Genomic DNA, 14,395 nt, shown 5'->3' with positions numbered 1-14,395 from the left:
TGAACATATCCGAGGCACTGGCGCGAGCGCAGGCACACTGGAACGCGGGCCAGGCGGACGAGGCCGAGCAGTGGTGCCAGCGGGTGCTGTCGGCGTGGCCGGGCCAGGCCGACGCGCTGCACCTGCTGGGGCTGATGGCGCACGCCTGGGGCAACCTGGAGCTGGCGATCGGGTATCTTCGGGCGGCGTGCCGCGCACCGCGCGCGCCGGCCGTCTACGCGGCCAACCTGGCCGAGATGTGCCGCCAGAAAGGGCTGCTGGCCGAGGCCGGGCAGGCGGCCCGCCGCGCGGTCGCGATGGACCCCGGGCTGACGGCGGGCTGGAACAATCTGGGCATCGTGCTGCAGGAGGCCGGGCGTTTCGACGAAAGCCTCGCGTGCCTCGAGCGCGTCGTCGCCCTGCAGCCCGACTGGGCCGACGCGCACAACAATCTCGCCAACACGCTGCGCCGCCTCGGGCGGCTCGATCTCGCGGAGCCGCACTACCGCCGCGCGATCGGGCTGAATCCGGCTCACGCCGGCGCGCACAGCAACCTCGCGTTCCTGCTGTCGTCGCTGGGCCGCTACGACGAAGCGGCCGACCTGGCGCAGCGCGCGATCGGACTGGACCCGCATCTCGTCGACGCGTATCTGAACCTGGCCGAAGTCGAGACCTCGCGCCACCGTCACGAGGCGGCGCTGCGCGCGCTCGACATGCTGCACGCGTTCGCGCCGCAGCATCCCGCGGCGCTCGTCGCGCGCGCGAAGCTGCTGCGGCAGCTCGAACGCCACGAGGAAGCGCTGCGCCTGGCGCGCGAGGCCGTCGCGCTCGCGCCGCACAGCGCGGACGCGCACAACACGCTGGCCACGGCGCTCCAGTCGCTCGGGCAGACCGGCGAGGCGCTGGAGGCGTTCGGGCGCGCGGCGACGCTGCCGGGCACCGTGACCGAGGAGGCGCTGCTCGGCCGGGCCGTGCTGCTGACCGAGGCCGGCCGCCGCGACGAGGCGCTGGCCGCGTTCGGGCGCGCGCTGGAGGCGTTTCCGGGCTCGGCCCCGATTCTCTCGGCGCGGGCCGACGCGCACACGTTCAGGCCCGGCGATCCGGACCTCGCGCGGCTCGAGGCGTTCGTCGCCGAGGGCGAGCGCCGGCCGCTCGCGGAGCGGATCCCGGCGCACTTCGCGCTGGGCAAGGCGTATCTGGATATCGGCGAGCCCGCGCAGGCGTTCGCGCATTTCGAGGCCGGCAACCGGAGCAAGCGCGCGAGCTTCGCCTACGATCCCGGGGCGGCGGAGCACTGGATGGCGCGCGTGGCCGGGGCGATCTCCCCGGCGCTGTTCGGGCGGCTGCAGGGCCTCGGCACGGCGTCGGCGCTGCCGGTGTTCGTCGTCGGCATGCCGCGCTCGGGCACCACGCTCATCGAGCAGATCCTGTCGTCGCATCCGCAGGTGACGGGCGCGGGCGAGCTGGCGGCGCTGCGGCTCGCGGTCGAGGCCAGCGGGCTCTTTCCCGACCGGCTCGCGGCGCTCGCGAACGACGCGCCCGACGCGCAGGATACGGCCGCCCGCGCGCTCGGCGCGCTGGGGCGCGACTATCTCGCGCGCGTCGCGCCGCTCGCGCACGGCCGCGCGCGGCTCGTCGACAAGATGCCGGGCAACTTCGTCTACGCCGGGCTGATCCCGCTGATCCTGCCCGGCGCGCGCATCGTCCACGCGCGCCGCGACCCGGTCGATACCTGCCTGTCGTGCTACACGAAGCTCTTCGGCGGCGACCAGCCGTTCGCCTACGACCAGCGCGAACTCGGCCGCTTCTACCGGCTCTACGAGCGGCTGATGGCGCACTGGCGCAGCCTGCTGCCGCCGGAGCGCTTCATCGAGGTCGACTACGAGGCCGTCGTGGACGATCTCGGGGCCGAGGCGCGCCGGCTGGTCGCCTTCCTCGGGCTGCCCTGGGACGACGCGTGCCTGAACTTCCACGACAACCCGCGCGTGGTGCGCACCGCCAGCGTGAACCAGGTGCGCCGGCCCATCTACCGCTCCTCGAAGGGCCGCTGGCGGGCCTATGCGGACTACCTCGGCCCGCTGCTCGACGCGCTCGGCGTCGCTCCGCGATGAGCGCCGCCGGCCCGCCCGGCCTCGCGGCCCTCGCGCAGCAGGCGCGCGCGCTGCTGGACGCCGGCCGGTACGAGGACGCCGAGGCCCTGCTGCGCCCGCACCTGGCCACGGGGCGCGGGCCGCTGCCGCTGTGGCGGCTGCTGGCCGCCGCGCTGCGCCCGCAGGGCAGGATCGCGGCGACGCGCGCGATCCAGGAGATGCTCGTCGCCCATGCGCCCGGCGATTTCCCGGCGCGCTTCGATCTGGCCGAAACGCTGCTGCTGACGGGCGAGTTCGAACGCGGCTGGCGCGAGTACCGCTACCGCTACAGCCTCGGCCACACGAAGCGGATCGAGCGCAAGGTGCAGCGCCCGCGCTGGGACGGCGAGCCGATTCCGGGGCGCACGCTGCTGATCCACGACGAGCAGGGCTACGGCGACACGTTCCAGTTCATGCGGCTGGTGCCGTGGGCGAAGGCGAGGAGCGGCGCGCGCGTGGTGCTCGAGGTCAACGCGGAGACGCTTTCGCTGGCGCGGCGCATGGGCGGCTACGACGACGTGGTGGTGCGCGGCAGCCTGCCGCCGCCGTTCGACCTGCACTGCGAGATGATGAGCCTGCCGATGGCGATGGGGCTGACGCCCGCCGACCTGCCCGGGCCGATCCCGTACCTGCATGCGGATGGCGCGCGCGTGGAGACATGGCGGCGGCGCCTGGCCGGCCTGCCGCGCCCGCTGGTGGCGCTGGTCTGGGCAGGGCGGCCGACGCACTTCAACGACGCGAACCGCTCGCTGCGGCTCGGGCAGCTCGCCCCGCTCGCCCGGAGCGGCCTCACGTTCGTGTCGATCCAGAAGGGCCCGGCGCAGGCGCAGGCTCAAACCCCGCCGGCGGGCATGTCGCTGCTGTCGCTGGGCGAGGAGATCGGCGATTTCGAGGACACCGCGGCGATCCTGGGCGTGGTGGACCTGCTGGTGTCGGTCGATTCGTCGCCGGTGCATCTGGCGGGGGCGCTGGGCCGGCCCGCCTGGGTCCTGCTGCCGTTCGTGCCCGACTGGCGCTGGCTGCTCGGGCGCGACGACTCGCCCTGGTATCCGTCGCTGCGCCTGTTCCGCCAGCCCGCCCGCGGCGACTGGGCCAGCGCCATCTCGAGCCTGGCCGACGCGCTCGACCACTTTGCTTCCAATGCGCGGGATTAGCCGGCGCCGACGACGAGGGGGTGCCGCCGGAAGAGTGGCGCGGCGCTTCGTCCGCTTCGTCAATTCCGGCGCTGCGGCTGGCCGGCGTTGCCGTTGCGTGCGAATGCCCGTGGCCCGCGCGGCTCACGCTCACGCCGACCTGCAACATGCCCCATGCCGGGACGGCGGCAGGAAACGCTCAGGTCTGCTGGCCTGCGGCGGGATTGCGTATCTTCGTCACCCCGATTCGGTGTCGGTCAATTCAGGCCGTGTTGCCCCTGAAGAACATCGTCAGTGACTGGCGACTGTCTCGCGCAATCGCGTGAAGGCCTTGTGGACGTAGTGCTCCAGCGGACGGCTGCCCATTTCCTCGCTCCACTGTTCCGCCGCGATACGTATCGCACCGATACTCATCATCGCCACCAACCGTAGGCTTGCCCGCCGCTTCGGGTCGGGCCACTTCCCGGTCAGCGCCGCGAAGAGCGCCTGCTCCTGGCGGACGTAGTTCGCCTGCTTGCGCGCCCGCAGCGCTTCGGTCGAACGCATCAAACGATCCAGGGCGATGGCTTCGTCGGACGTATACCTCGAAATCATCTTCGAGAAGGCGGCCTGCACCGCATCGAGAGGCGGCGTCTCGGGCTTCGCGGACAGGAGCGCGGCGCGAAAAGCATCTTCCGTGTCGCTCTCCCGCGCCTCGACGATGGCTTCCTTCGAGTCGAAATAGTGGAAGAACGTGCGTCGGGAGATGTCGGCTGCCTGCGCAATCGCGTCCAGCGTCGTCGCATCGAAGCCGTTGTCCAGAAACAGGCCCAATGCGGCTTCGACGATTCGCTCGCGCGTCTGCCTGCGCTTTCTCTCCCGCAACCCCTCGGCGGGAACCGGCGGGCTCTCAACGGCGGTCGTGAGTTTTTTCGGCATAAATTCCAATGTTGCAATTATGCACTTAGTGCAATATTATCCGCCCATGCGTATGGCGCCGGAACCGCGGTCGTGCCGAAGTTGGTCGTCCCGGACGTCATGCAGCGAGGAGCGTTGTGAGCAATATCACATTTCCCGAACTTCCTGATCGCAGCATGCGATTGCCTACCTGCAGGCGCTGAAATCCTGACATCGGGCCACGCGGCGACGGGCCTCGTTCCGCTCAGGCCATTTACCACCCCCTGTCATTACCCGGGACAATAGCCATGACGAAATTCGGGCAGAACTTCATTGGCGGAAAACGCGTCGCTCCGCTTGGAACGGCCATCATCGAAGTCCGTTCGCCCTACAACGGCGAATTGGTCGGCAGTGTCCCCGCGGCCGGCGAGGCGGACGTGGACCTGGCCGTGCGCGTCGCACGCAGCGCATTTGACAACGGGCCCTGGCCACGCATGACGCCGGCCGAACGTCAGGCGGTGCTGTCCCGGTTCGCCGAACTGCACGCATCCCGGGCGCAGGAATTCGCGGCATTCGTCACGCGCGAAAACGGTTCTCCCATCTGGTTCACCCATGCCGTACAGCAAGGCATCGCGCCTCAGAATGCCGCCTATCTCGAGGTTGCCGCCCGCTACCCCTGGGAGGCGCGACAGACCGGCATGCCCGCAGGCGAAACCGTCTGGAGACGGGAGCCGGTCGGGGTGGTCGCGGCCATCATCCCCTGGAATGCGCCGCATCAGTCGGCGCTGGTCAAGCTTTTTCCGGCGCTGCTAGCCGGGTGCACGGTCATTCTCAAGCTCGCCCCGGAGACGGCGCTCGACGGGCAATTCCTCGGCGAATTGTTGACCGAGGCCGGCGTTCCCGACGGGGTCGTGAGCATTCTCGCCGCCGATCGGGACGTGAGCGAGTATCTGGTGACTCACCCGGGCGTCGACAAGATCGCGTTCACCGGCTCCTCCGCGGCCGGCAAGCGGATCGCGGCACTGGCCGGCGAAAGGTTGAAACGGGTGAGCCTGGAATTGGGCGGCAAATCCGCCGCGATCGTCTTGCCGGATGCCGACATCGCCGCAACCGTGGCCATGCTTCGCTACGCCGCCTTTCCCAATGCCGGCCAGTCGTGCGCTGCGCAGACCCGCATACTCGTTGCCCGGACACAGCACGATGCGCTCGTCGATGCGCTGGTCGACAACGTCGCGGGCATGCGTATCGGCGACCCCGCCGATCCCGAAACCTTCATCGGTCCGCTGGTGTCGGCGCGCCAGCATCGACGTGTCGCCGGCTACATCGCGCTCGGTATCGCCGAGGGCGCCGTCGTGGCCGCCGGCGGTCCCGGCATGCCGGCGGGAATCGACCGCGGCGCCTTCGTTCGCCCCACCGTATTCGCGAACGTCGACAATGCCATGCGTATTGCCCGGGAGGAAATTTTCGGTCCCGTCGTCTGCGTGATTCCGTACGACGACCTCTCCGATGCGATCCGGATCGCCAACGACAGCGCCTACGGCCTCGCCGGTTCGGTCTGGACGTCGAACCCGGAACACGGCCTCGAGGTGGCGAGGCAGATTCGCACCGGCACGCTGTTCGTGAATCAGGCGCCCCCGGACTTCCTCGCGCCGTTCGGCGGCTACAAGCAAAGCGGCATCGGTCGCGAATTCGGCGTCGAGGGTATCGGTCACTACGTCGAGCACAAGGCCATTAGAATGGGACGGTAGCGAAAACCGCGATGCGCCCGGAAGAGACGGAACGCATTGCGCGCGTGCCTCGCGAGGACCCGGCGGACCGCTCGCTACGAACACCGCGCGAAGTCGCATAGGTCGGCCCTCTGACCGGCCACCACCGGCCACCGGAAGGCGAAGGCCGGCCGCTATTTAACGGGAGTTTTCCATATGACGAACACGGCAAGCCGGTCAGGTCTCGAGCTGCGAACCCGAATCTCGTCCGACGGGGCGCTCGACCTGTGGCTCGAAGAAGTGCCGGTTTCCGAACCGGGGCCCGACGAAGTGGTGATCCGGATCGAGGCCGCGCCGCTCAATCCGTCGGACATCATTCTGCTTCTGGGGCCTGCCGATCTGTCGACCATGAAGGCGGGCGGGACGAGTACGCGTCCCACGCTGACCGCGTCCGTCCCGGTTTCGGCGCTTGCAGGGCTGGCCGCGCGGCTCGACCAGGCGTTGCCGGCCGGTAACGAAGGCGCGGGCGTCGTGGTCTCGGCCGGCGCCAACGCGCGGCATCTGTTGGGGCGGACCGTTGCCGCGCGCAGCCCGCTCGGCATGTATGCCGAATACCGTACGGTCGCCGCGTCGGCGTGCATGGCGCTGCCGGCGGGCACGACGGCCGAGCAGGGCGCGTCGGCGTTCATCAATCCGCTGACCGCGCTCGGCATGGTCGAGACGATGCGCCGCGAGGGCCACACGGCACTCGTGCATACCGCGGCGGCATCGAATCTCGGTCAAATGCTCAACCGGCTCTGCATGGCGGACGGGATACCGCTGGTCAACATCGTGCGCAGCCAGGCGCAGGCCGGGATGCTTCGCGACATGGGTGCAAAGCATGTGCTGGTGAGTACGTCGCCGACCTTCAACGAAGAACTGGTCGCGGCACTGGGCGAAACCGGCGCGACCCTGGCATTCGATGCGATTGGCGGCGGCACGATGGCGGAGACGATCCTGGCGGCGATGGAGGCCGTGGCGATCGGCAAGGCCGGGAGCTATAGCCGTTACGGCTCGCCCATACACAAGCAGGTCTATATCTACGGCGTACTCGACGCGGGGCCGACGCAGATCAATCGCAAGTTCGGGATGGCGTGGGGAATTGGCGGCTGGCTGATGACCTGGTTTGTGGAGAAGATCGGGGTCGATGCGGCCAGGAAACTGCGAGACAGAATTGCCGCGGAGCTGACGACGACGTTCGCGAGTCGTTACAGCGCCAGGATAACGCTGGCCGAAGCGCTTTCTCCGGATACGATTCGGGCCTATTCCAGACGGGCGACGGGGGAGAAGTTTCTGCTGGTTCCCGGGAAGCGAAGTGCCGGCCGTGGTATTTCCGCCGACCACGCCGCAGAGTAAGCGGCTCACGTGCTCGCGCCGGGACGAGCGGCCCGCGTGAGCCGCCTATGCTCGCGCGGGCCGGCAGCAGCCTGCGCTTATTCGACGAGGAACTTCAGGACGCGGCGATTGAAGTCATCCGGGAACTGCACATTGGACAGATGGGCGGCCGGAAATTCGGCCAGTTCCGAGCCGGCGATGTTGTCGTGCAGGAACTTCGCGTCGGCCATGGTAGTGGCGACGTCGTAGGTGCCGCCGACGATCAGCGTCGGCACCGTGATGGCCGATACCTGAGCGCGCGTGTCGGCGTCGCGCAATGCTTCGCAGTTTGCCGCATAGCCTTCCGGGTCCGAGTCCGCGAGCATCCGCGCGATGTGCTCGACAGCGGACGGGTTCGCCGTCACGAAGTCCGGCGTGAACCAGCGTCTGATCGTCGCCTCGCGCATTTCCAGCATGCCCGGTTTGCCGCCCTGCCGGACGGCGGCAATGCGTGGCGGCCAGCTTTCGTCGGTGCCGATCTTGGCGCCCGTGTTGCACAGCACGAGCTTGTGCAGGCGCTCGCCCGCGTTGATCGCGAGCCATTGGCCGATCGAGCCGCCCATCGAGAGGCCGAGAAAGAAGAATTTGCGGATCGCCAGCGTATCGAGCAGCGCGAGGAGGTCGAGGCTGTTCTGTTCCATGGAGTAGGGGCCGGGCGTGACGAGCGACCGGCCGTGTCCCCGGGTGTCGTAGCGCACCACGCGGAAATGCTCCGCGAATGCATCGATCTGGAAGTCCCATAGCCCGAGGTTCGTGCCGAGCGAGTTCGAAAGCACGAGCACGGGCGCGTCGTCGCGGCCATCGATGCGGTAATGCAACTGTCCGTCGGGAAGAGATACGAAAGGCATCGCGGAATTTCCTTTGCTTTATGAGAAGAGTGGATGGAAAAGCCACCGGCGCCCGCTCCTGAAAGGCCGCACCGGGAGGTGCGCAAGCCGGTGGCAGGGGACACGCAGCTACGAGCCGTCGGCTAGTTGCTGGCGCAAATTGCCGCTTTCGATTAGCCACTGGATGCGCCGCCGCTGTGCGCTGCGAATGTGGTCCTCTGCCGCCCGTCCGCTGACCAGGGGGTCGCGCGCCTGAATGCCGGCGATGATGCGCACGTGCTCCTCGTGCGCCTCCCGCGCGCGGTCCGGTGCGCCGAGCATGGTCGGCAGCAGGCTCATCGTGTCGTTCATGGTTTGCAGGCTGCGCAGCAGATAACGATTGTGCGCGGCCAGATGCATCATGCTGTGGATGCGCTGGTTGATCTCGGAGAGGCGGGCCGGGTCGTCGAAGTAGTTCGCCTCGTCGGCCACGAGCGAGGCCAGCGCCGCAATTTCGATATCCGAGGCGTGCTGGGCGGCGAGGCTCGCGGCCTTGCTCTCGAGCGCTTCGCGCATCGTGTACAGCTCCATGATCATCTGGTGGTTCGGGCGCGTCACCGTCAGGCCGCGTCTCGGCTCGTAGGTCAGCAGCCCTTCGGACTCGAGTCGCTGGAGTGCCTCGCGTACCGGCGTTCTCGACATGCCGAGCATTTCCGTCACGTCTTTCTCGATCAGGCGATCCCCCGCCTGCAGCTCACCGGAACGCACGGCTGCCTTCAGGCGGTTGTAGGCGCTCGTGCCGAGGTCGCCGGCCGATTGGGCGGTATCGATGGCTGTCATGTGCACTTCCAAAAAACTTCAGTATCGCATTTCCACATATGGCGAGCTACTTTAGTCCTTGACGGAACTCATTCGTGTATTTTAGCATACGACGGTATTCAAACAGGAGGAGATATGCGGATAGTGGTCCTTCCGGGGGACGGCATCGGCCCCGAAATCACAGCGGCGACCGTCGAGGTACTGGAAGCAGCGTCCAGCGCGTTCGGCCTCGGGCTCGAATTGGTTCATGGTGTTGCTGGTCACGCGAGTCTCGCCCGGTACGGCGCTACCGTGACGCAGGCGCTGCTCGAGACGGCGCGTGCCGCGGACGGCCTCCTGCTCGGGCCGACGGCGACGTTCGAGTTCAAGGACGAATCGAAGGGGGAGATCAACCCGTCGATGTTCTTCCGGAAAAATCTCGACCTGCACGCGAACATCCGCCCCGCGCGCACCTATCCCGGTCTGAAATCGCCGGTTCGCGATTTCGACCTCGTGGTCGTGCGCGAGAACACCGAAGGCTTTTATGCCGACCGCAACATGGAGCGCGGCAACGGCGAGATTCTCGTCACCGCGGACGTGGCAATTTCGCTGCGGCGCGTGACGCGGCACTGTTGCGAACGCATTGCCCGGTCGGCATTCGAGCTTGCGATGCGGCGCTCGAAGCACGTGAGCATCGTGCACAAGGCCAACGTGCTGAAGATCGGCGACGGCATGTTCATCGACGTGTGCCGCGAAGTCGGCCGCGACTACCCGGACGTGAAGGTCGACGACTTCATCGTCGACGCGATGATGGCGCACGTCGTGCGTTCGCCCGAGCGCTTCGACGTCATCGTTACGACGAATATGTACGGCGACATCCTCTCCGACCTGACCTCGGAGCTTTCCGGCAGCCTCGGTCTCGGCGGCTCGCTCAACGCCGGCGTCGAGCACGCGATGGCGCAGGCGGCGCACGGGTCGGCGCCCGACATCGCCGGCCAGAACGTCGCCAACCCGTTTTCGCTGATTCTCTCGGTCGGTTTGCTGCTCGGCTGGTTCGGCCAGAAGCGCGGTCTTGATGCGTTCACCGCTGCCGCTGCCGCCATCGAGCGCGTGGCGGCGGATGCCATTGCCGCGAAGGAAGCGACGCGCGACGTGGGCGGCACGCTCGGCACGAAGGAGACCGGCCGCGCGTTCGCAGTGCGTTTGCAGGCCGCCGCCGTCGAGCGCGTCGCTCATGCCTGAGCGAACGGGACCGCGCGCCATCATGAATGCCGACGCGAACGAAACGCTTTTCCCGGCGTGCGATTGCCATGTCCACGTGATCGGGGCGGCATCCGATTATCCGATGCTGCCCGACCGGGCCTATACGCCGCCCGCGGCGACGGTGGCCGAATTGAACGGCCATCTCGCCAGGCTGAACCTGCGGCGGGCGGTGCTTATCCAGCCCAGCTTCTACGGTACGGACAACCGCTGCATGATGGCGGCGCTGCGCGAACTGGGCGACGCGGCGCGCGGCGTGGCCGTCATCGGCGACGACACCGACGACGGCGCGCTCGAAGCGCTCGCGGCCGGCGGCGTGCGCGGGGTGCGCGTGAACCTGGAGTCGATCGGCGTCGACGACCCGGCGGCGGCCCGCGATGCGTTGCGCGCGCTGGCTGCGCGCGTCGCGCCGCTCGGCTGGCACATCCAGGTCTATGCGGCTTCGCACGTCGTCGCCGCGCTGGCCGGGTTGATCGCGGATCTGGGCGTCCCGATCGTCCTGGACCATTTCGCCATGCTGACGGCAGGCGGCGGCATCGGGCATCGCGACGTCGACGCCATTCTGCCGCTGGTTCGCGACGGCCATGCCTACATCAAACTCTCGGCGCCGTACCGGGTTTCCGCCGCGGCGCCCCGGTACGCGGACGTCGCGCCGATTGCGCGTGCGTTCATCGGGGCGAATCCGGCGCGCGTGCTGTGGGCGAGCGACTGGCCGCACACCAACCGCACGCCGGGCGCGCGTCCCGTCGACGTCAGCCCGTTTCGTCCGATCGACGACGCGGCGGTGCTCGACGAGGCACGGGCCTGGTGCGCGTCGGACGATCTGCGCAACAAGCTTTTTGTCGAGAACCCGGCGCGGCTGTACGGGTTCTGACGGCGTCGCCCGGGGACGGCGGCGCAACAACAGGGATCAGGGAGACAACGGGGCCGTCGAGCCCCGCACATCGCGCAGATCGGGAAGGCCCGCCACCGCGCGGTCTTTTCGCAGGACGCCCAGGCGGCGCGGCGCAAGACGTGGAGTCATGGAACAGAAGATGGAAGCAACCCATATCGTTATCGGCGGCGGTTCCGCAGGCTGTGTGGTCGCCGCGCGCCTTTCCGAAGACCCGGCCAACCAGGTGCTGCTGATCGAAGCCGGCGAGGACTTCGCCGAGGGCGAGACCCCGGGAGACATTCTGGATACCTACGCGGGGCGCGCGCTCAACAATCCCCGCTATTTCTGGCCGTCGCTGCAGGCGCGCCGCGGCGACGATCCGGCGCTGTCCGAAGCGGCCCGCCAGCCGATGAAGTACGAGCAGGCACGTGTGATCGGCGGAGGCTCGACCATCAACGGCCAGGTGGCGCTGCGCGGACTGCCTGCCGATTTCGACAGGTGGCGCGAGCTGGGCGCTGTCGGCTGGGACTGGGAGTCGGTGCTGCCGTTCTTCAGGCGCCTCGAAACCGACCGCGATTTTGCCGGCGGCGTGCACGGCAACGACGGGCCGATTGCGATCCGCCGCATTGCCGAGGCGTCGTGGGACCCGTTTACGCGCGCCGTGTGCGGCGTCTGGGCGAAGGAAGGGTATGCGTGGCGCCCGGACATGAACGGCGCGCCGGGCGAGGGCTATGCGGCGATACCGCTCGCCAACAACGGCGAGCGGCGCTCGTCGGTGGCGCTCGAATATCTGACGCCCGCCGTGCGCCGACGGCCCAATTTCCAGATCCGCCCGGGGACCGAGGCGCGTCGCATCCTGTTCGACGGGCGCAATGCGGTGGGCGTGGAAGTGGAGACCGGCGCGGGGCGCGAGCGGATCACGGGGCGCAACGTGATCGTTAGCGCGGGCGCCCTGCATACGCCCTGGCTGCTGATGCACTCGGGCATCGGTCCCGCCCGCCATCTGGGCGAATGCGGCATCGACGTCCTGGTCGACCGGGCCGGCGTCGGCGAGAACCTGCTCGATCACCCGACCATCGCGATCTCGTCGTATTTGCCGCCCGCCGTGCGGGCGCGGCCGGTGCTCCGGCACAACTACGTCAATCTGCTCTACTCGTCCGGCGCCGAGGGCTGCGCGCCGCTCGACATGGTGATCTCGGTCGTGTGCCGTTCCGCGTGGCATGCGATCGGCGAGCGCCTCGGCACGATCGCCGCCTACGTCGGCAAGTCGTACTCGCGCGGCTACGTGAGGCTTTCGCGCGACGACCCCGGCGGCCGTCCCGACGTGTGCTTCAACTGGCTCGACGACGAGCGCGACGCCGTGCGACTCGCCGACGCGTTCGTCCGGCTGGCGACGCTGTACCGGGCGGGCTCGGTGCCGCAGTTCGCGTGGCATCCGTTTGCCGCGAGCTTTTCCGACCGGGTCCGCAAGATCGGCCGGCGCACGCTCAAGAACAAGATCCTGACCGAGTCGGCGGCGTTCGCGATGGACAACTCGGCGGCACTGCGCGAGTACCTCATCAACAACCATATGTCGTCCGACGAGGACATCGCCAGCATCGTCGGCGATCCGGTCCGGCTGCGCGAGCACGTCAAGCGTTCCGCGTCGACGCTCTGGCATCCGTCCGGCACCTGCCGCATGGGGCCCGTGGACGATCCTAAGAGCGTGACGGATGCGCGGGGGCAGGTTATCGGCACGGGTCATCTGTATGTCGCCGATGCGTCGTTGATGCCGGAAATTCCGACTCACAACCTGAACATCCCGTCGATCATGATCGGCGAGCGGATGGCCGACCTGCTGAAACGCGCCTGATCCACCGGCGCGCGACGCGGCGATTTCGTTGAATCATCCGAAAGAGGTTTCCATGCGACACATCACACCGTTCATCAATGGCAACTGGCTTCCCGCCGGCGACCGGCAGCGCGAGGACGTGCTGAACCCGGCGACCGGCACCGCCGTCGCGCAGATCGCGCACGCGAGCGCCGCGGATCTGGATGCGGCGCTCGAAGCAGCGAAGGCCGGATTCAGGACGTGGCGGGCGACGCCGGCCATCGAGCGCGAGCGCATCATGCAGGCGGCTGTCGCGATCATCCGCAGCCGTAAGGAAGCGATCGCGCAACTGATCACCGAAGAGCAGGGCAAGCCGATCGCAGAGGCGCGCGGCGAAGTGGACGCCGCCGCCGACATGGTGTCGTGGCTCGCCGGCGAGGCGCGCCACCTGTACGGCCGCGTGATTCCGGGCCGTCAGCCGGGGCTGACGCAAACCGTCGTGTTCGAGCCCATAGGACCGAGCCTTGCGCTCACGCCATGGAATTTCCCGGCGATTTCTCCGGCGCGCAAGATCGGCGGCGCGCTCGGCGCGGGCTGCTCGCTCATCATCAAGCCGTCGGAGGAGGTGCCGTCGGCCTGCGTGGAGATGGTCAAGGCCTTCGTCGAGGCCGGGCTGCCCGCCGGCGTGCTCAACCTTGTGTGCGGCGTGCCGGACACCATCTCGACGCATCTGATCCGCTCGTCCGTCATCCGCAAGGTGTCGTTCACGGGGTCGGTGCCGGTCGGCCGGCATCTGGCGAAACTCTGCGCCGAGGGGCCGAAGCCCGTGACGATGGAGCTCGGCGGTCACGCTCCCGCGCTCGTGTTCGACGACGTGGACCCGACCGAAGTAGCCGCGTTCTGCGCGGCCATGAAGTTCCGCAACGCCGGGCAGATCTGCACGTCGCCGACCCGCTTCCTGGTTCACGAAAGCGGCTATGCGGCCTTCACGAAACGGTTTGCGGAATGCGCGGATGCACTCGTGGTCGGCGACGGAGCGCATCCGGAAACGGCGATGGGGCCGGTCGTCAACTCGCGGCGGGTGTCGGCGCTGCGCGCGCTCGTGGAGGACGCCCGCCAGCGCGGCGCGACGCTCGAAACCCGGCGCACGGAGATTGCCGGCGCGTCCGCGGGCTTCTACTTCCCGCCCACGGTACTCACCGACGTACCGGCCGACGCGCGCATGATGGCCGAGGAGCCGTTCGGCCCGGTTGCGCTGATCCAGCCGTTCAAGACCACCGACGAGGCGCTGGAGCTGGCGAACCGGCTGCCGTTCGGTCTCGCCGCCTATGCGTTCACGACCACCTCGAAGATTGCCGACGCGGTTTCGGCGGGGCTCGAGGCCGGCGCCATCGGCATCAACACCTTTGCGATCACGGCACCCGAAGCGCCGTTCGGCGGCGTCAAGGACAGCGGCTACGGCCGCGAGGGCGGCTACGAAGGGGTGGAAGCGTTCTGCGTGAAAAAGCTGGTCGCGCGGACCTAGGATTGGGTGCGGCCGGCAGGCTGGCTCGGCGGCGTAACGTGCCGTGAAGCCAGCCGGTTACCGGCCGCGGGGCTGCCGCATCCGTT

At 68.5% G+C, this 14,395-nt stretch carries 11 protein-coding genes; 8 read left to right on the top strand and 3 right to left on the bottom strand.

Translation table 11 applies throughout. From position 1 onward, the window contains the following. Both CY652_RS07755 and CY652_RS07750 read left to right on the top strand, forming a co-directional pair. A partial coding sequence (locus CY652_RS07755; protein ID WP_102130119.1) for a tetratricopeptide repeat-containing sulfotransferase family protein occupies positions 1-2,090 on the top strand: 2,090 nt, incomplete at its 5' end. Next, positions 2,087-3,262, top strand: a complete 1,176-nt coding sequence (locus CY652_RS07750) for a glycosyl transferase family 8 (protein WP_102130118.1) — start codon at positions 2,087-2,089, stop codon at positions 3,260-3,262. The genes CY652_RS07755 and CY652_RS07750, both read left to right, overlap by 4 nt. Before the next feature lie 270 nt (positions 3,263-3,532). Here CY652_RS07750 and CY652_RS07745 read toward each other — a convergent pair whose 3' ends face one another. Then, a complete protein-coding gene (locus tag CY652_RS07745) occupies positions 3,533-4,159 on the bottom strand; it encodes a TetR family transcriptional regulator (protein ID WP_102130117.1) in 627 nt (208 codons plus the stop codon). A gap of 266 nt (positions 4,160-4,425) precedes the next feature. Here CY652_RS07745 and CY652_RS07740 point away from each other — a divergent pair, with 266 nt between their 5' ends. Together CY652_RS07740 and CY652_RS07735 are read left to right on the top strand one after the other, a co-directional pair. Next, complete coding sequence (locus CY652_RS07740) at positions 4,426-5,865, top strand: aldehyde dehydrogenase (RefSeq protein ID WP_102130116.1); 1,440 nt, start codon at positions 4,426-4,428, stop codon at positions 5,863-5,865. Between the two features lie 174 nt (positions 5,866-6,039). Further along, the gene (locus tag CY652_RS07735) at positions 6,040-7,218 is read left to right on the top strand and encodes a zinc-binding dehydrogenase (RefSeq protein WP_102130115.1); all 1,179 of its coding nucleotides are present in this window, start codon (positions 6,040-6,042) and stop codon (positions 7,216-7,218) included. A 77-nt stretch (positions 7,219-7,295) separates the two neighbouring features. Here the strand turns inward: CY652_RS07735 and pcaD are convergent, their stop codons facing one another. Both pcaD and CY652_RS07725 read right to left on the bottom strand, forming a co-directional pair. Then, on the bottom strand, positions 7,296-8,084 hold the full coding sequence (pcaD, locus tag CY652_RS07730; protein ID WP_102130114.1) for a 3-oxoadipate enol-lactonase: 789 nt from the start codon (positions 8,082-8,084) through the stop codon (positions 7,296-7,298). Positions 8,085-8,192: 108 nt separating this feature from the next. Further along, positions 8,193-8,882, bottom strand: coding sequence for a GntR family transcriptional regulator (locus CY652_RS07725; protein WP_102130113.1), 690 nt, complete (start codon positions 8,880-8,882; stop codon positions 8,193-8,195). Positions 8,883-8,996: 114 nt separating this feature from the next. Here CY652_RS07725 and CY652_RS07720 point away from each other — a divergent pair, with 114 nt between their 5' ends. From CY652_RS07720 to CY652_RS07705, 4 genes are all read left to right on the top strand, one after another. Next, positions 8,997-10,082 (top strand): isocitrate/isopropylmalate dehydrogenase family protein, encoded by a 1,086-nt coding sequence (locus CY652_RS07720; protein ID WP_102130112.1) that lies wholly within the window; start codon positions 8,997-8,999, stop codon positions 10,080-10,082. Continuing rightward, on the top strand, positions 10,075-10,974 hold the full coding sequence (locus tag CY652_RS07715; RefSeq protein WP_258002225.1) for an amidohydrolase family protein: 900 nt from the start codon (positions 10,075-10,077) through the stop codon (positions 10,972-10,974). The genes CY652_RS07720 and CY652_RS07715 overlap by 8 nt, the downstream gene beginning before the upstream one ends. Positions 10,975-11,134: 160 nt before the next feature. Further along, the gene (locus CY652_RS07710; RefSeq protein WP_180970462.1) at positions 11,135-12,826 is read left to right on the top strand and encodes a GMC family oxidoreductase; all 1,692 of its coding nucleotides are present in this window, start codon (positions 11,135-11,137) and stop codon (positions 12,824-12,826) included. Positions 12,827-12,878: 52 nt separating this feature from the next. Continuing rightward, positions 12,879-14,309: an NAD-dependent succinate-semialdehyde dehydrogenase gene (locus tag CY652_RS07705; protein WP_102130109.1), complete on the top strand. Its 1,431-nt coding sequence runs from the start codon at positions 12,879-12,881 to the stop codon at positions 14,307-14,309. Positions 14,310-14,395: the final 86 nt, after the last annotated feature.

Origin of the sequence: Burkholderia sp. WAC0059 (assembly GCF_002870125.1) — a bacterium.
GTDB lineage: Bacteria > Pseudomonadota > Gammaproteobacteria > Burkholderiales > Burkholderiaceae > Paraburkholderia.
The sequence above is the reverse complement of the archived record's forward strand: the minus strand, read 5'-3'. Positions and strand labels throughout refer to the sequence as shown.

Excerpts from the sequence above, each read along its gene's own strand:
- CY652_RS07750 (WP_102130118.1), top strand. The coding sequence starts at position 2,087 with ATGAGCGCCGCCGGCCCGCCCGGCCTCGCGGCCCTCGCGCAGCAGGCG.
- CY652_RS07745 (WP_102130117.1), bottom strand. The coding sequence starts at position 4,159 with ATGCCGAAAAAACTCACGACCGCCGTTGAGAGCCCGCCGGTTCCCGCC.
- CY652_RS07740 (WP_102130116.1), top strand. The coding sequence starts at position 4,426 with ATGACGAAATTCGGGCAGAACTTCATTGGCGGAAAACGCGTCGCTCCG.
- CY652_RS07735 (WP_102130115.1), top strand. The coding sequence starts at position 6,040 with ATGACGAACACGGCAAGCCGGTCAGGTCTCGAGCTGCGAACCCGAATC.
- pcaD (WP_102130114.1), bottom strand. The coding sequence starts at position 8,084 with ATGCCTTTCGTATCTCTTCCCGACGGACAGTTGCATTACCGCATCGAT.
- CY652_RS07725 (WP_102130113.1), bottom strand. The coding sequence starts at position 8,882 with ATGACAGCCATCGATACCGCCCAATCGGCCGGCGACCTCGGCACGAGC.
- CY652_RS07720 (WP_102130112.1), top strand. The coding sequence starts at position 8,997 with ATGCGGATAGTGGTCCTTCCGGGGGACGGCATCGGCCCCGAAATCACA.
- CY652_RS07715 (WP_258002225.1), top strand. The coding sequence starts at position 10,075 with ATGCCTGAGCGAACGGGACCGCGCGCCATCATGAATGCCGACGCGAAC.
- CY652_RS07710 (WP_180970462.1), top strand. The coding sequence starts at position 11,135 with ATGGAAGCAACCCATATCGTTATCGGCGGCGGTTCCGCAGGCTGTGTG.
- CY652_RS07705 (WP_102130109.1), top strand. The coding sequence starts at position 12,879 with ATGCGACACATCACACCGTTCATCAATGGCAACTGGCTTCCCGCCGGC.